The following is a 21,529-nucleotide window of genomic DNA, read 5'->3' on the forward strand; positions in this document are numbered from 1 at the left end:
TGCGACAAGCTTTTGTTTACTTACAGAAGCGTCTCGCAGCTGTGCAACAAGCTTCCGTCAACAAACAGAAGCATCCTGCAGTCGTGCAACAAGCTTCTGTTAACAAACAGAAGCGTCTCGCAGTCGTGCAACAGGGTTCTGTTAACAAACAGAAGCATCTCGCAGTCGTGCAACAAGCTTCCGTTTTAGTTTAGAAACCTCTTGCAACGGTGCTGCTTCATAAAATACCAAAAGGTTTTTACAGTCTTGTAACATGCTTTTCATAAAATTCTACAGGGTACGGAATGCTGAAATGCTCAAAAAATACGATGCATATTTCTTCGAAACGACTTTGCTAAGAATGTGATGATGTTCGTAACCGTATTCCTGTCACTTTTAAGGGCGATTTTTCCGTTTCACGGAGTTTCTTTAGTATCTACAGGGGGTTTAGTGCTTTATTTGTAGTGTAATTGATTTAGGCGATCATTACATAAAAAGTCTTAAAGTTTAGTTTACGTAGTTTATTATTAATTCAAGGTGTGAAAGAGTGTTCTTAATTGGGCACTCTTTTCGTTTTTACGAATGATTCTTACATGAGTTTTTTACTAATTTCATTCTTTCCACTATTGTTTTTGTATAACTTTGGAATGTTTGATAAATGAAGCGTATTAAAATTGACGAAATAACCAACAAAAGAAAATGAAGAACTTACGGAGTAGTTATTGTTAAGTTACGGATACAAATATGTTTACTCAATAAGGTCTATGAGTTTCATATACAACAATTCCTTCTCAAAAATTTCAAAGATTTCTTCTCTAGATAAATTTATGTGGAGCGGTTTTAAGCTTTCTTTTAGAAACTGAATATTAGAATCATCCATTTCAGTAAAATTTGGATCTGTTTCTTGTTGATTTTGGATGTATTGTCCTTGAAGGTTGATTAAAGTCTCTATGGTATTAGGAGCTATTTTTTGTTGTAAAACGTCAGATACATTCAGAAAAATAGTTTTAGAAGCTTGTGTTTCGTTGTATTCGGCAGCATGGTACACTTCATCTTTCGGAATCTTGACAGTATATGTTTCACCTCCGATTTCTATATTTTCAATTCTGTAGTCCATTTTTTGATTTTTTTCCGTTTTACAACCTATGGAAAGTGCTAAAAGTATAATTAGGATAGTAGAACCAAACTTCATGATTTTTAGATAGATTTCTATTTTGTATTCTTAACTGTTGCATTAGAGATTAAAAATACACATTTATGCTAACTCTTTCTTTAAAAAACGCGCGGTGTGACTTTTTTTATGGTTGGCAACTTCTTCGGGAGTTCCCGTAGTGATCACTTTTCCGCCGCCTTTTCCACCTTCGTAACCAATATCAATAATATAATCTGCCATTTTAATCACGTCCATATTGTGTTCAATGACCACAATGGTATTTCCTTTGTCTACCAATTTGTTCAACACTTCCATCAACACACGAATGTCCTCAAAATGCAGTCCAGTCGTAGGTTCGTCTAAAATGTAAAAAGTATTTCCAGTATCTCTTTTAGACAGTTCTGTTGCCAGTTTGATGCGCTGTGCTTCACCACCAGAAAGTGTGGTACTTTGCTGTCCGAGCGTAATATAGCCCAATCCCACATCTTTGATGGTTTTGAGTTTTCTATAAATTTTTGGAATGTGTTCGAAAAATGAAACGGCTTCGTTCATCGTCATTGCCAACACATCTGCAATAGATTTCCCTTTATAGCGAATTTCCAAGGTTTCCCGATTGAAGCGTTTTCCTTGACACGTTTCACAATCTACACATACATCTGGCAAAAAGTTCATTTCTATGACACGCAATCCACCACCTTGACAGGTTTCGCAGCGTCCACCTTTTACGTTAAAGCTAAAACGGCCTGGTTTGTACCCGCGAATCATCGCTTCGGGAGTTTTGGCATACAAACTTCGTATTTCGCTAAAAACGCCTGTATACGTTGCAGGATTTGATCTTGGTGTACGACCAATGGGCGATTGATTGATGTCAATTACTTTGTCAATATGTTCCAATCCTTTAATGCTTTTGTACGGCATTGGTTCTTTCACGGCATTGAAAAAGTGTGCATTCAAAATAGGGTAGAGGGTTTCGTTGACTAAAGTCGATTTTCCACTTCCAGAAACACCTGTAACACCAATCATTTTCCCCAAAGGGAATTCTACAGAAACATTTTTCAAGTTATTCCCTGTCGCACCTTTTAAGACTAGTTTTTTACCGTTTCCTTTTCTTCGTTCTGCTGGTACCGGAATTTGCTTATTGCCGTTTAAATAGGCTGCTGTGAGTGTATCATGTGTTAACAATTCTTTGGGTGTGCCTTCTGAGATGATTTCACCACCGTGTCTTCCTGCATTAGGACCAATGTCAATCACGTGATCGGCGCGTTCAATCATATCCTTGTCATGTTCTACGACGATGACGGAGTTGCCAATGTCACGTAAAGATTCAAGCGAATTGATCAGTTTCTCGTTGTCTCTTTGGTGCAAACCGATGCTTGGCTCATCTAAAATGTATAAAACACCCACTAATTGTGAGCCAATTTGTGTGGCCAAACGAATGCGTTGTGCTTCACCACCCGAAAGTGATTTGGAACTTCTGCTCAACGAAAGATAATTTAAACCAACATCTAACAAAAATCGCAAACGCGTTGAAATTTCTTTGATGATTTCTGTGGCAATTTTTTGTTGCTTTTCAGAGAGATTGTTTTTTAAATCTTCAAACCATTCGGACAATTCTACGACGTCCATGTTTGCCAGTTCGGCGATATTCCTGTTGTTGACTTTAAAGTATAAAGATTCTTTGCGTAAGCGCGAACCGCCACATTCAGAACAATTTACTTTGTCCATATAATTTTTTGCCCAACGTTTGATAGAAGAAGAATCGCTGTCTTGAAATTGATTTTTGATGAAACTGATAATTCCTTCAAAATCAATCTTATAATCGCGGGTAACGCCCAACGTTTTGCTTACCACAGAGAATTTTTCGTTTCCACCGTTCAAAATCACGTCCATTGCTTCCTTTGGAATGTCTTTGATTGGATCGCTAATTTTAAATTCGTAGCGTTCGGCAATGATTTCCAATTGTTTGAAAATCCACGACTTTTTATATTCGCCTAAGGGTGCAATTCCGCCACCTTTAATGGTTGCTTTTGTATCGGGAATGACTTTATGTTCGTTGACTTCGTGCAACGTTCCCAATCCGTTGCAGTTGGGACACATTCCTTTTGGAGAGTTGAACGAAAAGGTATTTGGTTCTGGATTTGGATAGGAAACTCCCGAAGACGGACACATGAGGTTTCGACTGAAATAACGGGCTTCTGTCGGCGCATCTTGATCAATCACCATTAAAACATCATCACCATGGTACATCGCCGTTTTGATCGTTTCTGTCAAGCGTTTGTCATTGTCTACATCGTCGTCAATCTTCAAGCGATCAATCACAATTTCGATTTCGTGGGTTTTGTAACGATCTACGCGCATTCCTTTTTCTATATCGAGGATGACACCATCTACACGTACTTTTACAAAACCTTGTTTGGCAATATTTTCAAACAACTCGCGGTAATGTCCTTTACGCGAACGTATGACAGGAGCGAGGACGTTGACACGTTTTCCTTTAAAATCGTTGAGAATTAGGTTTTTGATCTGTTCATCGCTGTAACTGATCATTTTTTCGCCTGAGTTGTAACTATACGCATCCGAAGCTCTGGCAAATAATAGTCGCAAGAAGTCATAAATCTCGGTAATGGTTCCAACCGTAGAGCGTGGACTTTTGCTCGTAGTTTTTTGTTCTATGGCGATTACGGGCGACAAACCATCAATTTTATCCACATCTGGTCGTTCGAGTCCACCGAGAAATTGGCGCGCATACGCAGAAAATGTTTCAATATAACGGCGTTGTCCTTCGGCATAAATCGTATCAAAGGCTAAGGATGATTTTCCACTGCCAGAAAGTCCTGTAATTACGACTAGTTTTTCTCTAGGAATCGTAACATCAATGTTCTTTAAGTTGTGTACTCTAGCACCTTGTACTTCTATATTTTCTTCGTATTTCGTCATAGCTTTTTGCAAAAACGCAAAGATACGAATTTTACTAGCAGAAAGTAAGCTAGATGAATTCCAATTTTTCACAATCATATAATTTATATGCATTGTGATATCTCTTTCTGTTTGGCAGTAGTTTTAGCTATGTTTTTAGTGCTATTTTAAAATTGTTAGGTATTTGTTAATTAAGGTGTTACCGTAAACCATTGTAAGTAGATAGTTATAGTTTTATAATTCACAAAAAAAAAATATATATCATGAAAAAAAAGAATTTAAACTCGTTAGCACTGAACAAGAAATCAATTTCTAATTTTAACACACCAGCTATTAAAGGTGGAACTTTTGTATCGATCTCTTGTCAACCTTTAGGAATTTGCGCTGAGACAGACGGATGTAACACAGATGATTGTAATCATACTGTAGGGTGTCCTTCGGATACTTGTACTGCAGTAGGATGCAACCCAACGAACACTTGTGAAACGATATCTTGCGAGCCTGTAGGTATTTGTAGATAGTATGATGTGAATCATATAGAGAAGCCGTTTCAATAGTTGTTGAAGCGGTTTTTTTAGTACTTTTTTTCTGCTCTTCTTTTCGTGAAAAATGCTTTCCAAATTAATATTGCATAAATCACCACAGGAATTAAAACACAAATGATTACCGAAGAAGCTACATACGTACTTCCAACAGCATTAAAGAGATTTAAAAAGGCTACAGATTTTTGAAACAACCAATCACAGAATTCCGTAAAGTTGGGAATGAAGAGAATTACAATTGCAACGAGCAAACTAAAGAGTACTGTAAACAACCGTAGTTGGTAAATTTTGTCGAGTAGGAGCATCCACGAAAGTGGAATACCAATAAACCATACAATGATATTAATTTCTTTATAAGTAAAACCTGTGAGCTTAGAAAACCACAGTAAAGCTTCATAAGTATAGTTGAAAATGGTATCCATAAAGATAACATATAAAAAAACTCCGAAGCGTTTGTTTCGGAGTTTTTAATATGTATGAATGAGTTTTAGTTACTCTATAATTAATTTTTTAGTAACCGTTCTTTCTTGATCCGTTACCGTGATTAAATACATACCAGTGCTTACATTACGCAATGAAATGTTTTCATTGAATGTAGACGTAGCGTTGTAGTTTTTTGTGTGAATTAGTCGTCCAGAGATGTCGTGTACATTGATGCTGATATCTTCACCTGAAGTAGAGTTGAAGGACAATGAGAATTCTCCTTTGTTTGGATTTGGATACAGAGCGAAACTGTCTAATTCGAACTCTTCATTGCTCAATGAAATATTTGTTGTCGTTGTACAAAGCTCAATAGACCATTCGTTTACAACTCCAGAATCTCCATTGAAGAAATCTACAAATACTAAATTCCATGTACCAGAAGGATTATTTCCATTAAATCCAGTCATCGGATTTGCAGGAGCAAAGGTACCAACAGTTGGTGTAGCACATGCAATTGTTGGCTCACCATCTCGTAAAGTAACATCAATACCTCCATATTGTGCATCGTTACATGTTCGTGACCAAATATTTGAGAAACCACCACCGTTTGGTGCTTGCAATTGCATGATTAAATCTCCAATATACGTGTGTGCTACATCAGCACTTACTCTAATATCTGTTATTGGTGTATTTTCTGTTACGGTTACTGGAATGAATACAGGTGTTCCTTGTACGTTAGCTCCAGTACTATCTGGAATTGGCGTTGCAATAGGACCTGTTGTATAGGTGTTACACACTGTGTTTGTAGTTACTGTTGCACCTACAGAGAATGATTTTGAAATTGCAAAAAAGACGTTTCCTACAGCTTCAATTTTAATTCTACAATACGGTTCAAATACTACCGGGAATGTTATTGCTTGCGAACCGTCGTTAGGCGTATTTGCAGCTAACGTAGTTGGGAATGTTAATCCTCCATCCGTAGAGAATAAAATATTTACGTTAGACGTGTTGATTCCGTTTGCCGTAGTTCCTGCAACATCCCATGTAATTGTGGTTGCTGAGTTTGTTGGGAAACTTTGGTTTGTTGTATTTGGTGCAGTTACTATAAAAGGTCCTGTGTTTGCAAAAGTAACTGTTGCATCATCTCTATTGGTTTGTCCTCCATTTGGAGTTCCATTATCTCTTACCGTTAAGGCAAAAGTCATGGATCTAGCAACGTTCGGAATTACTTCCCATTGTGGTGTTAAGTTATCATCTAAAATGTCGCTTAACTGTGGAAATGTACGCTCTCCATTATTTACTGGTGAGTATGATCTGAATTGTGGTCCATTTGTATCTGTTGGTGAAGGTACACCTGCAACCGCTCCAACATCTACTTGTTCCCAGCAGTATGACAACGTAGTTCCGTTAGGATCTGTAGCAGTTCCTGATAAGGTAAATGCGGTTCCATAAGGAATGGTATAATCAGCTCCTGCGTTTACCGTTGGTGCTGTATTTCCATTAGCAGTATTAGCAGCACAAACTGGGTTTTGGTTCAATCTTGTCCACATATTGTCAATACTGATTGCATGGAAATGATCGTCACTATTGTTTTGAATATTGTCTGATCCACAAATTCCAGCATACGCCATGATGGTTGATCCACTACCAGGCTCTACTGCAGTTGCAGCACTTCTGTTACCACCAGAGCAGTTTCCTTGACTTCCGTTAAATGTATGTGGCGCTCCAAATTGGTGTCCCATTTCGTGAGCTACGAAGTCTATATCAAAAGGATCACCTACAGGGTTTGGAGAACCTGTAACTCCTGCAGCCTTTGCATTGCTAAAGCAAATGCCTCCAAGAGATGCCAATCCACCACCACCAGTAGTAAATACGTGACCAATGTCATAGTTAGCCACACCGATGTTGGTATTTACGATAGATACGTTTTGGTTGATTAATTGTCCTGCGTCACTATCTGTATATCCATCATTTTCTGCTAAGAAGATGATACTTGTGTTGTCTACCAAAGTCATTGTTAATGACATGTCTCTTTCAAATACAGCGTTTACTCGTGTCATTGTCACGGTCATAGCTGCTAATACGGTAGCTCTCTTTACGGCATCTGTAGCAGTTTGTTGCCCAGCTGCAGTGATATGATAGTTTGCATATTCTTGTGTACAAGCCAATGCCAAACGAAATGTTCTTAATTGACCGTCGTTTGCATTTTCCAATTGAACAGTATCATCTGCATTTCCTCTGCCTAGATTGTCTTCTACACTGTCTTCAACCTCACATAACAAGTTGTTTTGCGTTTCTCTGTAGAGATTCGCTTTTTTATACATCATGTATGTTTGTAAATCAGAAGTCATAGGATCAATGTACATGGTTTCTCCTATGGTGTGTACTGTTGCATGAAATCCAAAGATTGTTGTTGAGAAACGAATGATAGTTCCTGTATTTTCTCTACTGACAGCAACATACGACTGAATGTCTGGATAGTTTGCGGCAAATGTTGGTTCTAAAACAGAAGCGTTGTATACTTCAAAGCTTTCCATTTTTCCGTCTGTAACAGGAAATTGTACAACAATTTCCGATTGGATATTTAAATCTCTATCTGGAGCGTCAGCTACTAACTGTTTTAGAGAATTTAAATCTAAAGTATACGTGTCGTATGCTGTAGGGAAGGAAGTTCTTTTTAATAGTTCATCTGGTTGATAATTGGTATTGCTTGTTGTTTTCCAAAACGATTTTCCTTGCGAAAATGCGAATAGAGGGAGCAATATCAATATAAAAAGGTAATTTTTTTTCATAATGATAAAATAGATTATTGAAGTTTTTAGTTTAATAAAAGTGCGATAAAGTTAACTTTTTTTTTAAAATATGATAGGAAAACTTTAACAATTAATACGAAATCAATGCAAAATTTAACAAATAGGTAGTTTTTAATTCCAAGCGCTAATGTTTTCTACATCAATGTCTAGGACTAATAACGTATGCAACCCTGAGAGCGGAATACCACTTTCCATGGTTTGCCAATCTTCCCAAGAAGCATACAATCCTCCAATAGGAATAATGTCTACCCACATTTGATAGCCTTTTGGACGCCCATTTTCATCTAGAAACCATAGATAAGAATCGCCAGGTGTGGTTCCTCCCGAAGTATACGTGATGAGCAATCCTTCGTCGCCTGCTTTATTTTTGGCAATACTGCGTGTTACACCTTCATCAAATACTTTGTAAGGTGCTACTACCCAAAAGGAATCGTTGTGAAAGTAGGCGAGAGCCGTATCAATATATTCAGAGGCTTCATTAGTAGTAATCGTTTTTCCGTTTACCATCACTGTACTTGTGTTTGGTTGTTTTAAATTGAGATTGACTTTTACATCACTCCAAGATACTTCTACTTTGTATTGATCTTTATCCCATACATATTGATGTCCGCCTGGAAATGTCCAACTCAAGTAACGCGTGTTTTTGTAGGCTTCGTAATTTACAGCCGAAAGCATTCTGTTTGCCATTGCATCTGCCGCATCACCTTTGGTTCCTTGCGGAACAGGTTCGTTGTAAATAAAATATACGATTGTAAACACGATTAGTAACGTGACAAGTATTCCTAAGATGAGTTTTCCTAGAATTTTAGCAATTTTCTTCATGAAGTTGGTTTAAGAAGTTTTTTTGGGATGATTAATTTTTGAAGCGTCTTAAATCGCTGCTTTCAAACGTCCATTCTGGTGTGTGTAAGGTGTCATCGTTGGCTTTGTACCAAGGACTTAATGTTTCGTTTTTAGGATTGACTAAGATTTGTGTTTCTTGTGCTGGCATGTAACTTTGTGCAATCATGAATATTTTTTCGCCTGCTTCATTTGTAGCAACATCAACGACAATAACCGCATGTCCGAACGGGTTTCCTTGTTGGATAAAGACATCGCCCACTTGCATGTCTTGAATGTTTGGGACTTTGGTTAATTCTTTTCGTAACGAAGCGGTGTTTGCATACGCGAAGATATAATTCATGTAACGACGAAATTTTTTATAAGAATGATCGCCTTTGGCATATTTTGTAAAGTAGCGCGGTTTTCCGTCCGAAAGAAAGTTGAAGTGAATATCCTGTAAACGATGTTGTTCAAATAAGTATTCGCCGCGTAAGCGCATAACAGCATCGGCGCATTGTTGTAAATCGCGCGTGCCAATTTCCATAGCTACGACAGAAACGTATACATTGTCATTGTACTTTTCGCGTCCATCATAGTATTTTACCTTACTATTGAACGGTTTTAGCGGTAATTTTCGCAAATATGTACCAAAATCTTTCTTTTTTAAAGGGATTCTTGTAAAGTTTTTGGGCGTGTTGAAGCGTTCTTGAATGGTTTTTCCTTCGGGATTGATCAAGCCTTTTTTAGTTTCCGTTTCAACCAAATTCTTAGGATCTTGTGGAGCAGTAATGTTTCCATCAGCAACCACCGCACTTTTTTTATCTTCCGCGCAAGCGAGAAACATACAACTAAAAAGTAATAGAAACGTCATATTTTTTATGGAATATAGTGTCAGATTTCGCATGTGATGTGTATTTTTACTTTTAGAAATTCAATTTACAAAATATTAGATTTGAATTCATAAGAAACAATAACAATACCAAAAATTATATGAATATCTTAGGAATAGGCTCCAGAATTAAACATCCGGAATACGGATTGGGCGTAGTTACCAACGTAACGTCAAAACATTATTGGGTAACTTTTATTGAAAACGGACTGGAAACGATTGATATTGACAGCGATTTTGAAATTATTGATGCCGTTGAAGACGAAGTAGATACCGTAAGTTTTTATGAAGTAGAAACCATTTTGCGAAATATGCTTAAAAAATGGTCAGATGTGTCTGAAATTGTTCCTATTGCTGATAAATGGAAAGGCGGAAAGCTGATTTTAGAACCTGGCGATACCAATTTGAAAAGTAAAGAATTGCCAATTGACGGTTTCTTTCATAAAATCGTCATGGTACGCGATCGCATTCGTGTGATGGAACAAAAAATAAATTCGAGCAATTTGGAAGAGCAAGAAAAAATTGACTTGCAACAGTATATTACACGTATCTACGGAAGTTTGACAACTTTTAATGTGTTGTTTAAGAATAAATCACAACAGTTTGTGGGTTCGAGATCGAAGTAGGTAGTTAGATTTTTAGATTCTTTTTGAATCGTCATTGCGAAAATTTTTCATAGCGAAGCATCGAGATGAAAAATTTGTGGCAATCTGTTGATTTCAAAGAAAAAATGTGCTTAGAATGTATAAGATTGCTTTGGTTATTGCATCGCAATGATATTTTCAATTAACAGTTTCTTGACCTTTATACGAATATGACAAAAAAAGAGGAACGTTTTTTTTGAAAACGTTCCTCCAACTTGTAAAACTAACCAACACTCATTATGGCATCACTACGGTATCAATTACATGAATTACACCATTAGTTCCCATAATATCAGTTTTTGTGATCATGCTATAGTTTCCATTAGCATCTTTCAACCAAATTCCTTTGTCATTTTGTACAACAGTAATCTCGCTTCCGCTAAGTGTTGTTAATGTTACTTTTCCATTTCCCTTTTTCAAAGCAGCAACTACATCTTTTGCAGTTAATTTTCCCTTGATCACGTGGTATGTTAAGATTGTAGCCAATTTTGACTTGTTTTCTGGCTTCAATAAAGCGCCCAATGTGTTTTGATCTATTTTCGCAAACGCATCATTGGTTGGTGCAAATACAGTGTATGGTCCTTCCATTTTTAATGCATCTACCAATCCAGCAGCTTTTACAGCAGTTACTAACGTTGAGAATGCTTTGTTGGAAGCAGCAATATCGACTACATCTTGGTTTTGCGCAGTTGTCTTAGCTGCGAATAAAAATAAAGCTACAGTTGTGATAGTTAGGATTAATTTTTTCATAATAATTTTTTTTAGTTTTTAATTAAAATTTAATTTTTAGATTTTTCTTTTCCAGCGTTTCTAAAGTGCTTTCATATTCATATACACAAGTTTTTTGCTTTTGGATGAGTTCGATGAAATTTTTTTATATTTTTGGTAAGATTTATTTCAAAAGTGAAAGACGACACCATCCTTATAGAACGATTTCAAAATCGTGACGAATCCGCGTTATCCAAGTTATACGACAAATATGCTGGTGCTATTTATGGTGTAATCATTAGAATGTGTCGTAATGAAGAAGCTGCACAGGAAATTTTGCAAGAAACATTTATGAAAGCGTGGGATAAATCACATCTATATGATGCATCTAAAGGAAAATTTTATACGTGGCTGTATCGTATTGCTAGAAACACAACGTTAAATTTTCTAAGAAAAGACACAAAACTCATCCAAACAGAAGATTTAAGTGTATATAAAGATGAAGGTGTTGAAGATACTGATGATTTGTACATAGAATTAAAAGGAGCCTTAGCTAAATTAGAGGCACATCATCAAAAAGCCCTAAAACTCGTGTATTTTAATGGACTTACACATAAAGAAGCGCATGAAGAGATGGGTGTTCCTTTGGGAACTTTCAAATCGTACGTGCGCCAAGCGGTGACAAAGTTGCGTGAGTTGTATGGAAGCGAGCTACTAATTTTATTTTGTATCCTAGAATTGTTGACATGAAAGATAGAAAGACTATCATAGAAAGCGGAATGTTAGAAATGTACTTGTTAGGTTTATTACCTGATGAGCAAATAACTGCGCTCGAAAAAATGTTGTCGGAAGATGCTGAGTTGGCAACAATATATGCTGAAATAGAACAAGATTTTGAAAATGTATCGTTTGAAAATGCGGTTCAGCCACCAGATTTTATTAAGGAAGATTTATTTGATTCGATCCGCAAAGAATATGATAATGTAAAAACACTTCCCAAAGAAGAAGCTTTTCAAGAAAATTTAACTAGAAAGCCACAAACCTTCTTGTGGATTGCGGCAAGTTTGGCTACGATATTTTTGGTGAGTGCTTTTTGGATGTTTACACAATGGAATGCTGCAAAAGACGATTTGCAAATCACACAACAAGAATTGAACGACATTAAATCGCAAATCAAAAGTCTGCAAGGTGATCTTCAAAACTCGCAACTACTCGCAGACGTTGTCAAAGACCCAAACACTGTGCAATACGCTTTGAAAGGAAATGATAAAATTCCGGGCGGATTTGCCACAGCTTATATCAATCACGAGGACAAATCTGCCATTGTCAATGTGCAAAAACTTCCAACCTTATCTTCCGACAAAACCTATCAAATGTGGGCAGATGTAGAAGGCGAAATGATCAATATGGGCGTCATTGATAAAAGCAAAGATGTTGTTGTACTGCAATATATTGATGAAGCTGAATCACTAAATATTACGATTGAACCTGCTGGTGGAAGCGATCATGCAACCGTAACACAGTTGGTGACGAATGTATATCTTTAGGTTTTAGGTCTTATTTTATAAATTCCGATTACTTTATTGAAAAACTTTTTAGAATCTAAATCTAAAAAAGAAAATCTCTCTTATCTTTATCTCAAATCAATAAAGAAATATCATTAAAACCATGAAGATACAACTACTAGGGGTTTTAGTAGTGCTTGCATGTTCTTTAACGTATGCAACGAACAAACCCGATTCTTCCAAAACAATAACAATAAATTCTAAAACCACCAATGCATACATGCCCGTACTTACAGTAACGAGTGTGTTTGTAGAAGAATCAAATGGATCCGCTTCTGTGCCAATTCAATTAGATGTGATTGACACTGTAGATACCACGATCACTATTACAACCGTTGACAATACCGCAACAAGTCCGGATGATTATACAACAACCATAGTGAATGCTACTATTCCTGCGGGACAATTAGGCATATCGGTAACAATTCCTATTACAGATGACTTTATTGGAGAACCTTCTGAAAATTTCTTTGTAAACGCAACAATAACTAGTGGAAATACAGCAAATACTACAGCATCAGGTACCGTTACTATTGGTCCCAATAATTTTCCGTCTCTTAATATACAAAGCATTTCTATCCAAGAATCTGCTGGTGTTGCCAACATCACAATAGCATTGAGCAATCCTAGCAGTCAAAACACTGTATTCGATATCGCTACACAAAATAATACTGCGGTAGCTCCAGTTGATTATACACCTGTGAACGAAACAGGAATTGTAATCGCTTCAGGAATGACTAATTTTATGTATTCCATTCCGATTATTGATGATAGCACTGTGGAAACTGTGGAAGATTTTGATGTCATAGTAACGGTGACTAGCGGAAATACAAGTAATAATTGGGATTCGGGAACAGTAACTATTATAGATAATGACGACTCTGTAATGAGCGTTGGCGATGTAACCGTATCAGAAAATGCAGGAACTGCGCTAGTCCCTGTAATTATATCTGGTCCAAACCCAGTAGAAACCACGGTTCAAATCACTACAACAGACAATACTGCAATAACTCCAGATGACTATACGCCAACAACGGTTACGGCTACCATTCCACCATTTCAAACTTCAGTCGATGTTGTAATTCCTATTATAGACGATAATTTGTCAGAACCCACAGAAGATTTCACTGTAAACGGAGTCGTAACTAGTGGAAACATACTAAATACCACTGATTCTGGAACGGTAACAATTACGGATGATGATCAAATTACACTAATTATCAATGACATTTCTGTATCGGAAGATGCAGGCAGTATCACAGTTCCTATAACTATTGATGGTTTAACTATTTTTGATACAGGAATCAATATCACAACTACTGATAACACAGCGGTAGCGCCAAACGATTATACAACGGTAATGACTTCTGTAACCATTCCTGGGCTTCAATCTTCGGTAAATGTCACCATTCCTATCATAGATGATGATGTTTTTGAAGTTATAGAAACGTTTACCATACAAGGAACAGTCACTACGGGAAATACCATCAATGTAAATGCTTTCGCAACAATTACAATTACGGACGACGGTAGTTGTGGTAGTGGAGTTGTAGGTGATCCTTGTGATGATGGCAATTCAGCAACACTTTTTGACTTTATTGACGAAAATTGCAACTGTATCGGTGAAGCTGTGGCTGATGTTGATGGAGACGGAATTCCAAATGGTGAAGAAGTCTTAAACGGTACAGATTATAACAATCCGTGTGATCCTATACAAAACATTGGCTATACTGGATACGACGCAGATAATTCAGTGTGGCAAAACGCCAATTGTGACAATGACGACATTAACAATGCCTTGGAAGTGATCTTAGGATCAGATCCGTATGATACCAACTTTAACACAATTCAAGGAAGTATTGTGTATGATGTCAATGGCGATGGCTGTAATGGAATGGATGATACGGTATTTTCTTTTACACGATTAGACATTAATGATGGTTCTAATACAACCTCCATCTATACTAATGATGCAGGATTGTATACATATATCACAACTACTGGAAACTACACAGTGACTCCAAACTTAGAAAATCCAACATTTTTTAACGTTACTCCTGCAAATGCGACAGCAAATTTCTCAACTACCAATAACAGCGTATTCAATCAAGATTTTTGTGTGACCAATAGTGGAACGAATCCTGATGTAGAAATTACCATTTCTCCCATTGAATTTGCACGCCCAGGATTTGATGCCGTGTATTTGATAACCTACAACAACAATGGAAATCAGATAGTTTCTGGTGATATCACGTTTACGTATGATGATACTGTAACCAGTTTTGTAAGCAGTACACAAACACCAGATTCACAATCATCAGGAGTTTTGCAATGGAACTACACCAATTTAACTCCTTTTGAAAACAGAGATTTTTACATTACACTAAATGTAAATTCACCAATGGCAACGCCGCCTGTTAACATTAATGATGAATTAACGTACACAGCAACGATAAATCCTGTTGCAGGTGATGTTTCTCCAGAAGACAATATGTTTGAGTTAGAGCAGACTGTTGTAGGTTCGTACGATCCAAATGATATTACCTGTTTGGAAGGAAACGTAGTTGATGCTGATAAAATTGGAGAATATTTACATTACATCATCAATTTTGAAAACACAGGAACCTTTTTTGCGGAAAATATCGTCGTCGAAATGGACATTGATCCAACAGAGTTTGATATTAATACACTTCGTTTATTAGGGAGTTCACATGATGCAAACGTAACGATCAATGGCACCATGGTTCGATTTATTTTTCAAAGTATATTCTTACCTGTGGATGGTCAAGGAAACATTCTCATAAAAATAAAATCACAAAATACATTGGCTCCAAACGATACAGTGAGTAACGATGCACGTATCTTTTTTGATTACAACTTTCCAATTCAAACAAACATTGCTTCCACGACGTATGCAGTCTTAAACAATCCAACGTTTGATGTAGAAACTAGTATGAACATATATCCAAATCCTACAAAAAATACAATACACATTGAAGCAACTCATACGATTCAAAATATTGAAATTTATGATGTACAAGGAAGATTGTTAGCAAAAGAAAGTTACACGACTCAAAATGTGACCCTAAACCTTTCAAATCAAGCAAAAGGCATCTATTTTGTCAAAATAAAAACAGCAAAAGGTGTGAAGACTCAAAAAGTTGTCAAAATGTAACGTAAAAGGTATTGGAAAACATCTAAAAAAGATCAGCCTCTGTGTTGGTCTTTTTTATAAAGTTTATTGAAAAGCTTGCTATCCAATACAGATAATAATTAAATTGTGTAAGTAAGTCTAAACCAACCTCCGAATAGCTTCACGCTGACTCAACTCTTTTAATTTTGTATTTTTTGCAAAATCTAATACCGCTTTGGGCTGAACTTTTCCATATTCACGCAATGCCCAACCAATTGCTTTTTGGATGAAAAATTCTTCTGAATCTTTATGAATCGTACACTGTTTGAATAATTCCGCTGCATCCGTGTCATTTTTATAACTCAACTGATACAAAATCGCAGAACGATTCAACCATAAATTATCACTTTCTGAGTACGTATCTAGCAATTTTCTTTTTTGATGTGGGAATTGTATCAGATACTTTCCAAACACATGTTTCGCTAAAAAATCCACGGTGTCCCACCAAGAATGCGTTGTAATCAACTTGGTGATCAACTCATGATCGTTCTCTTGGTATTTTTTGTGTAAAAACTTCTGAAACAATTCCATCGCGGCATAATGATACTCACGTTGTGGAAGTGCGTACAATGCCAACGCAACTGAGCGAATATGTTCTTGTAGAAACGATTTGTGATCTGCAACCAATTCTTTGATCAATTGCTTCCGAATTGGTGCTTTGATGCCGTGAAACGTAAACAAATTTCGCATATACGCTTCCATTTGCTGCTGATTCTCAGCATTGGCATTGGCTTCAAAAGCTTCTTGTAGTTTTATGGTGAAATTCATTAGATAATTTATAAGAATTTATATTGAATGTCTATAAACGTTTCAAACATAGGATGACATTTTGTATGAAAAAAAAGTAAATTTGATTCAAGATTCAAGATTCAAGATTCAAGATTCAAGAATCAAGAATCAAGATTCAAGATTTACATTTTTCTTGTCACGAATTCACGAATATTTTTAGGATCACATTTACTATAATTTACTCGAATTTTCATTCGTAACTTCAATTCAACATTCAACATTCAACATTCAACATTTAAAATCTAAAATTTAGCATTTAAAATTTATAACTTCAAAACCCAACCGCTTTATCATCACCACGAGGATCGGCGCCACCTTCTAATTTTCCATCAGGTAACACTAAAATTCCTTCTACTTTTCCAATCACAGGACTGTTGGTAGCATCAATCGTGTAGCCAAGTGTGGTCAGTTCTGCTTTCAGTGCATCTCCAAATCCTTTGGGTTCCATACGAACCGTATCGGGCAACCATTGATGATGAAATCGTGGCTGATTTATCGCTTCTTGCATGCCCATACCATATTCGTGAACGTTCAAGATTGTTTGCAACACACTTGTAATAATCGTTGATCCGCCAGGTGTTCCCACCACGATGTATAATTTGCCATCTTTTTCTACTATTGTTGGTGTCATGGAACTCAACATACGTTTTTCAGGGGCGATACTATTCGCTTCCGCGCCAATGAGTCCAAACATATTGGGTTCGCCAGGTTTTGCGCTAAAATCGTCCATTTCGTTATTTAAAAAGAAGCCTAATTCCTCACAATACAATTTAGAACCATACGCGCCGTTAATCGTCGTTGTGACAGAAACCGCATTTCCAAATGTATCTACAATAGAGTAATGGGTAGTTTCATCGCTTTCTATAATTTCGATGTTTCCATGAGAAACTTCCGTTGACGGTGTGGCTTTTTCAAAAGAAAATGTAGACATACGTTCTTTAATATAATCGTCACTCAATAAAGTTTCTGTGGGAATCATACTAAAATCAGGATCGCCCAAAAAATAATTTCGGTCGGCATACGCTCTGCGTTCCGCTTCTACAATGAGCTGAATGGCTTTTGTCGTATTATGCCCAAATGAAGCTATATCATACGGTTCAATGGCTTTCATGATTTCTGCCAAGCAAATACCACCGCTCGATGGTGGCGACATGGAAATTACGCGCAAATCATCATAGGTAAATGTAATCGGAGTTCGCCATTTGGCTTCGTATTTCGCCAAATCTTCCATCGTCATAATTCCACCCGATTGTTGCATGAAATCAACTAATTTCTGTGCCGTTTCTCCTTTGTAAAATTCATCGCGACCATTTTGTTTGATGCGTTTCAAGGTATTTGCCAATCGCAAACGCTTGATAGTATCTGTTGCTTTCCAATCTATAGCAAATAAAGAACTTACACTGTTCACTTTTATGATATCATCGCGGTATTTTTCGAAACGTTTTTGTTGCTTTTCGGTTACAACAACACCTTTTTCCGCCAAGGCGATGACAGGTGAAATGATTTCCTCCATGGGTAATTTTCCAAATTTTTCATGCGAAGCGTAAATCCCTGCAATGTTTCCTGGAATTCCGACCGCCATGGCGCCCAATCTGCTTTTGTTGGGAATCACTTCTTGCGTAAGCGAATCCAAATACATGTTTTTGTAGGCTGCCAACGGCGCTTTTTCACGATAATCCAAGGCACCAATATTGCCATCTGTTAAACGATACACCATAAATCCGCCGCCGCCCAAACTTCCCGCATACGGATAGGCAACTGCGAGCGCTAATTCCATTCCTACCATCGCATCAAAGGCATTTCCGCCTTTTTCAAGAATGATTTTTCCGATGTTAGACACTTCTTCGCGCGCAGAAACGAGCATGGCTTTTTCACCAATAACGCCTATTATGGATTGTTTCTGAGTTTTTTTACACGAAAATAATAGCAAGCAAAAAAAGCTTACAAGTAGGACTTTATTCATGTTGTAATTCATTAAGTTTTTGTTTAGAAAATTCGATTAATTCCGCAAAAAAAGAAGTGAATTCCGCTTCAAATTCATCATAAAAGGCTGTAAGTTCTACGACTGCCAAATTCATTTTGGAGCGATTTTGCGTGCGTCGGTTCATGCCTTCCAATACTTTGGTAATGCCTGCAATGGAAGCATAACTCACCAACCAATTGTCATGAATCATGTGTGGAAGCATGCGTTGTACATTCTGCGGAAGCATTTCAAAATGATCTTCTAGCAAATGATAAAAATCTTCCACAAAAGTTTCTAGCGGAACATCGGAATAGTTGTTCCAGTTTTTTGCTAAAAAATGATCGTACAAAATATCGACAATGACACTGCTATAGTGACTGTAATTTTTATGCAAACGTTTTGTGCTCATTCGAACTGTAGGATGTGCGTCCGTAAACGTATCAATATGGCGATGCAGCAAAATACCTTTCTGTATGTTGGGAGGATATTTTTTGTATTTCTTCCCGCGAATGCTATCGGCAATGAAATTTCCAATTTTTATTTCATCGTCGTTTTGTGAAAGGTAAATATGTGCTAAGAAGTTCATTTGTTAAAATTACTAAGAATATTTTTCTGAGAATGCTATATTTGTAAAAAATCATCTTTGAAACTTCTTCCAAACCTTAATCCGTTACGCTTCTTATTAACAATACCTGTTATGTTAGTGCATATTCCTGAATTTTTTAGGAATAGAGGTTTGGCTGCATATAATGAAGGTGTTATTTTTCATAAAGGTAGAGAAGCGGTATATGTGTTTTTTGTGCTAAGCGGATATTTAATCATCCGATTGTTATATCGAGAAGTGGCACAAAAAGGTAAAATTGACCTAAAAAGCTTCTACATACGGCGGATTTTGCGGATTTATCCTTTGTATTTTTTAATTTTAATAGTTGGATTTCTCTATTACAGAGTCGTGCTGTCGTATATGGGAATTCCTTATGAAGCCGATTATGATGTAACCAATGCGTTGTTGCTGTATGTTTTTTTCTTGCCCAATGTAGCTTCCACCTTATATCAACCTGGTGGAGCAATAGAAATACTCTGGTCCATCGGAATTGAAGAACAATTTTATTTGCTCATTCCGCCAATGTTAGCGTTTATAAAAAAGAAATTCTTTATACTATCCATAGCCGTTTTAACGGTAGTCTACTTTGCTGTTTTTGCAAGTGATCTTTTTCCGTTTTTACGAAAGTTTGATTTCTTATACTTTTACTTTTCTACAGGCGGATTGCTAGCGATTTTACATGAAAAATATGATGTAGGAAATAAAATTCATAAATACCTCAAAGTGGTTATTTTGGCGTTGTTTATCTTATATTTTTTTACAGATTTGATCAAAGGAATCGATCCAAATGTATACCACTTTGTAAGTATGATATTGTTTAGTTTTGTAATATTGACCTTGAGTTATAGTCCAGTATTTATTATACGAAACAAGCCTTTAAATTATTTGGGGAAAATATCGTACGGTATTTATATGTTTCATCCCTTAGTGATGCAACTCATTGGATTTATAATGCTTAAATTGGTCGCCAGAGTAGAACTGTCTGATATAACTGTAATTTTACTCTCGTATGGATTGGTTTTTGGCGTAACTTTTATAGTTTCGCACTTTTCATATCAATATTTTGAAAAACCATTTTTAAAACTTAAAAATAAATTTAGATAATACATTATGACGTTAATCAAATCAATTTCAGGAATTCGTGGAACTATTGGAGGAAATGTTGGTGATAATTTGACACCGATTGATGCTGTAAAATTTGCCAGTGCGTATGGAACTTGGTTAAAAAAAGAATACAACAAAGAAAAATTGACCGTTGTTATTGGAAGAGATGCCCGTATTTCTGGTGCCATGATTCAAAGTTTGGTAGTAAATACGTTGGTAGGTTTGGGCATTAATGTGATTGATCTTGGATTGTCTACAACGCCTACAGTTGAGGTAGCAGTTCCGTTAGAAAAAGCGGATGGAGGCATCATTCTGACGGCAAGTCATAACCCAAAACAATGGAATGCTTTAAAATTATTAAACCATAAAGGAGAATTTTTAAATGGTGCTGATGGCGCAGAAATTTTAGAAATTGCCGAAAGTGACGATTTCGATTTTGCTGAAGTAGACGATTTAGGAACGGTAACACCAAACAATACGTATATTACAAAGCATATTGAAGAAGTATTAAACCTTCCATTAGTAGATGTAGAAGCGATTAAAAAAGCAAATTTTAAAGTGGTGGTTGATGGTGTAAATTCTACTGGAGGAATTGCCATTCCGCAGTTATTACGTGCATTGAACGTAGATGTGATAGAATTATACTGTGAGCCAAACGGACATTTTCCGCACAATCCAGAACCATTGAAAGAACATTTAACGGATATTTCTGAATTGGTAGTGAAAGAAAAAGCAGATTTCGGTGTGGTGGTTGATCCAGATGTAGATCGTTTGGCATTTATTTGTGATGATGGCGAAATGTTTGGTGAAGAATATACCTTAGTCGCTTGCGCAGATTATGTATTGGGCAAAGTGAAAGGAAATACGGTGTCTAATTTATCTTCATCAAGAGCATTGCGCGATGTGACAGAAAAACATGGCGGAACATACCAAGCAAGTGCCGTTGGAGAAGTGAATGTGGTGATTAAAATGAAAGATACGAAAGCTGTAATTGGTGGAGAAGGAAATGGCGGCATCATTTATCCAGATTCACATTACGGACGCGATTCGCTCGTTGGTGTTGCTTTGTTCTTAACGCATTTAGCGGAAAAGCAACTAACCGTCCGCGAATTGCGCGATAGTTATCCGAGCTATTTTATGAGTAAAAATAAAATACAATTAACGCCAACACTAGACGTAGACGGTATTTTAAAAGCGATGGAAGAGAAGTATGCAGACGAAAACGTAACAACGATTGACGGTGTAAAGATTGATTTCCCTGAAAATTGGGTACACTTACGCAAATCGAACACAGAACCGATTATCAGAATTTACACAGAAGCCAAATCGCAACAAGAAGCGGATGACTTGGCACAACGCATTATGAATGAGATTTCTGCGATTGCCAATTTGTAAAGTGATACACTATAACAAATAAGTTTC

General features: G+C 36.7%; 16 protein-coding genes. 6 read left to right on the forward strand and 10 right to left on the reverse strand.

Annotated features, from left to right (window positions below):
• Positions 1 to 727: 727 nt before the first annotated feature.
• The 6 genes from KORDIASMS9_RS16530 to KORDIASMS9_RS16555 form a co-directional block, all read right to left on the reverse strand.
• Complete coding sequence (locus KORDIASMS9_RS16530; protein WP_114903903.1) at positions 728 to 1,096, reverse strand: hypothetical protein; 369 nt, start codon at positions 1,094 to 1,096, stop codon at positions 728 to 730.
• 138 nt (positions 1,097 to 1,234) lie between these two features.
• Positions 1,235 to 4,069, reverse strand: coding sequence for an excinuclease ABC subunit UvrA (gene uvrA, locus KORDIASMS9_RS16535; RefSeq protein ID WP_114905272.1), 2,835 nt, complete (start codon positions 4,067 to 4,069; stop codon positions 1,235 to 1,237).
• Between the two features lie 553 nt (positions 4,070 to 4,622).
• The gene (locus KORDIASMS9_RS16540; RefSeq protein ID WP_114903904.1) at positions 4,623 to 5,012 is read right to left on the reverse strand and encodes a hypothetical protein; all 390 of its coding nucleotides are present in this window, start codon (positions 5,010 to 5,012) and stop codon (positions 4,623 to 4,625) included.
• 69 nt (positions 5,013 to 5,081) lie between these two features.
• Positions 5,082 to 7,805: a reprolysin-like metallopeptidase gene (locus KORDIASMS9_RS16545; protein ID WP_114903905.1), complete on the reverse strand. Its 2,724-nt coding sequence runs from the start codon at positions 7,803 to 7,805 to the stop codon at positions 5,082 to 5,084.
• Positions 7,806 to 7,937: 132 nt separating this feature from the next.
• A complete protein-coding gene (locus tag KORDIASMS9_RS16550) occupies positions 7,938 to 8,648 on the reverse strand; it encodes a hypothetical protein (RefSeq protein ID WP_114903906.1) in 711 nt (236 codons plus the stop codon).
• 31 nt (positions 8,649 to 8,679) lie between these two features.
• Positions 8,680 to 9,519, reverse strand: a complete 840-nt coding sequence (locus KORDIASMS9_RS16555) for a DUF4846 domain-containing protein (protein WP_240321072.1) — start codon at positions 9,517 to 9,519, stop codon at positions 8,680 to 8,682.
• Between the two features lie 119 nt (positions 9,520 to 9,638).
• On the opposite strand from KORDIASMS9_RS16555, the gene KORDIASMS9_RS16560 reads away from it, so the two are divergent.
• Complete coding sequence (locus KORDIASMS9_RS16560) at positions 9,639 to 10,163, forward strand: hypothetical protein (RefSeq protein ID WP_114903908.1); 525 nt, start codon at positions 9,639 to 9,641, stop codon at positions 10,161 to 10,163.
• Positions 10,164 to 10,418: 255 nt separating this feature from the next.
• Here KORDIASMS9_RS16560 and KORDIASMS9_RS16565 read toward each other — a convergent pair whose 3' ends face one another.
• Positions 10,419 to 10,931: a fasciclin domain-containing protein gene (locus KORDIASMS9_RS16565; protein ID WP_114903909.1), complete on the reverse strand. Its 513-nt coding sequence runs from the start codon at positions 10,929 to 10,931 to the stop codon at positions 10,419 to 10,421.
• Between the two features lie 153 nt (positions 10,932 to 11,084).
• Here KORDIASMS9_RS16565 and KORDIASMS9_RS16570 point away from each other — a divergent pair, with 153 nt between their 5' ends.
• The 3 genes from KORDIASMS9_RS16570 to KORDIASMS9_RS16580 all read left to right on the forward strand — a co-directional run bounded on the left by KORDIASMS9_RS16570 (position 11,085) and on the right by KORDIASMS9_RS16580 (position 15,629).
• Positions 11,085 to 11,639 carry an RNA polymerase sigma factor gene (locus KORDIASMS9_RS16570; RefSeq protein ID WP_114905273.1) on the forward strand — a complete coding sequence of 185 codons (555 nt, stop codon included), beginning with the start codon at positions 11,085 to 11,087 and terminating at the stop codon, positions 11,637 to 11,639.
• On the forward strand, positions 11,636 to 12,436 hold the full coding sequence (locus KORDIASMS9_RS16575; protein ID WP_114903910.1) for an anti-sigma factor domain-containing protein: 801 nt from the start codon (positions 11,636 to 11,638) through the stop codon (positions 12,434 to 12,436). Before KORDIASMS9_RS16570 ends, KORDIASMS9_RS16575 begins: the two co-directional genes overlap by 4 nt.
• A 121-nt stretch (positions 12,437 to 12,557) precedes the next feature.
• Positions 12,558 to 15,629, forward strand: a complete 3,072-nt coding sequence (locus tag KORDIASMS9_RS16580) for a Calx-beta domain-containing protein (protein ID WP_114903911.1) — start codon at positions 12,558 to 12,560, stop codon at positions 15,627 to 15,629.
• A gap of 117 nt (positions 15,630 to 15,746) precedes the next feature.
• Here KORDIASMS9_RS16580 and KORDIASMS9_RS16585 read toward each other — a convergent pair whose 3' ends face one another.
• The 3 genes from KORDIASMS9_RS16585 to KORDIASMS9_RS16595 form a co-directional block, all read right to left on the reverse strand.
• On the reverse strand, positions 15,747 to 16,415 hold the full coding sequence (locus KORDIASMS9_RS16585; RefSeq protein ID WP_114903912.1) for a DNA alkylation repair protein: 669 nt from the start codon (positions 16,413 to 16,415) through the stop codon (positions 15,747 to 15,749).
• A 292-nt stretch (positions 16,416 to 16,707) separates the two neighbouring features.
• Positions 16,708 to 18,399, reverse strand: coding sequence for a gamma-glutamyltransferase (ggt, locus tag KORDIASMS9_RS16590; RefSeq protein ID WP_114905274.1), 1,692 nt, complete (start codon positions 18,397 to 18,399; stop codon positions 16,708 to 16,710).
• Positions 18,392 to 18,985: an ACP phosphodiesterase gene (locus KORDIASMS9_RS16595; RefSeq protein ID WP_114903913.1), complete on the reverse strand. Its 594-nt coding sequence runs from the start codon at positions 18,983 to 18,985 to the stop codon at positions 18,392 to 18,394. The genes ggt and KORDIASMS9_RS16595 overlap by 8 nt, the downstream gene beginning before the upstream one ends.
• Positions 18,986 to 19,042: 57 nt before the next feature.
• Between KORDIASMS9_RS16595 and KORDIASMS9_RS16600 the strand changes: the two genes are divergently transcribed.
• Positions 19,043 to 20,107: an acyltransferase gene (locus tag KORDIASMS9_RS16600; RefSeq protein WP_162820009.1), complete on the forward strand. Its 1,065-nt coding sequence runs from the start codon at positions 19,043 to 19,045 to the stop codon at positions 20,105 to 20,107.
• Positions 20,108 to 20,113: 6 nt separating this feature from the next.
• Positions 20,114 to 21,502: a phosphoglucosamine mutase gene (glmM, locus tag KORDIASMS9_RS16605; protein ID WP_114903915.1), complete on the forward strand. Its 1,389-nt coding sequence runs from the start codon at positions 20,114 to 20,116 to the stop codon at positions 21,500 to 21,502.
• The last annotated feature ends 27 nt before the right edge of the window (positions 21,503 to 21,529 follow it).

This window comes from Kordia sp. SMS9 (assembly GCF_003352465.1).
Classification (GTDB): Bacteria; Bacteroidota; Bacteroidia; order Flavobacteriales; family Flavobacteriaceae; genus Kordia.

Excerpts from the sequence above, each read along its gene's own strand:
- KORDIASMS9_RS16575 (WP_114903910.1), top strand. The coding sequence starts at position 11,636 with ATGAAAGATAGAAAGACTATCATAGAAAGCGGAATGTTAGAAATGTAC.
- KORDIASMS9_RS16560 (WP_114903908.1), top strand. The coding sequence starts at position 9,639 with ATGAATATCTTAGGAATAGGCTCCAGAATTAAACATCCGGAATACGGA.
- KORDIASMS9_RS16595 (WP_114903913.1), bottom strand. The coding sequence starts at position 18,985 with ATGAACTTCTTAGCACATATTTACCTTTCACAAAACGACGATGAAATA.
- ggt (WP_114905274.1), bottom strand. The coding sequence starts at position 18,399 with ATGAATAAAGTCCTACTTGTAAGCTTTTTTTGCTTGCTATTATTTTCG.
- KORDIASMS9_RS16555 (WP_240321072.1), bottom strand. The coding sequence starts at position 9,519 with ATGACGTTTCTATTACTTTTTAGTTGTATGTTTCTCGCTTGCGCGGAA.
- KORDIASMS9_RS16550 (WP_114903906.1), bottom strand. The coding sequence starts at position 8,648 with ATGAAGAAAATTGCTAAAATTCTAGGAAAACTCATCTTAGGAATACTT.
- glmM (WP_114903915.1), top strand. The coding sequence starts at position 20,114 with ATGACGTTAATCAAATCAATTTCAGGAATTCGTGGAACTATTGGAGGA.
- uvrA (WP_114905272.1), bottom strand. The coding sequence starts at position 4,069 with ATGACGAAATACGAAGAAAATATAGAAGTACAAGGTGCTAGAGTACAC.
- KORDIASMS9_RS16585 (WP_114903912.1), bottom strand. The coding sequence starts at position 16,415 with ATGAATTTCACCATAAAACTACAAGAAGCTTTTGAAGCCAATGCCAAT.
- KORDIASMS9_RS16540 (WP_114903904.1), bottom strand. The coding sequence starts at position 5,012 with ATGGATACCATTTTCAACTATACTTATGAAGCTTTACTGTGGTTTTCT.
- KORDIASMS9_RS16565 (WP_114903909.1), bottom strand. The coding sequence starts at position 10,931 with ATGAAAAAATTAATCCTAACTATCACAACTGTAGCTTTATTTTTATTC.
- KORDIASMS9_RS16545 (WP_114903905.1), bottom strand. The coding sequence starts at position 7,805 with ATGAAAAAAAATTACCTTTTTATATTGATATTGCTCCCTCTATTCGCA.
- KORDIASMS9_RS16580 (WP_114903911.1), top strand. The coding sequence starts at position 12,558 with ATGAAGATACAACTACTAGGGGTTTTAGTAGTGCTTGCATGTTCTTTA.
- KORDIASMS9_RS16530 (WP_114903903.1), bottom strand. The coding sequence starts at position 1,096 with ATGGACTACAGAATTGAAAATATAGAAATCGGAGGTGAAACATATACT.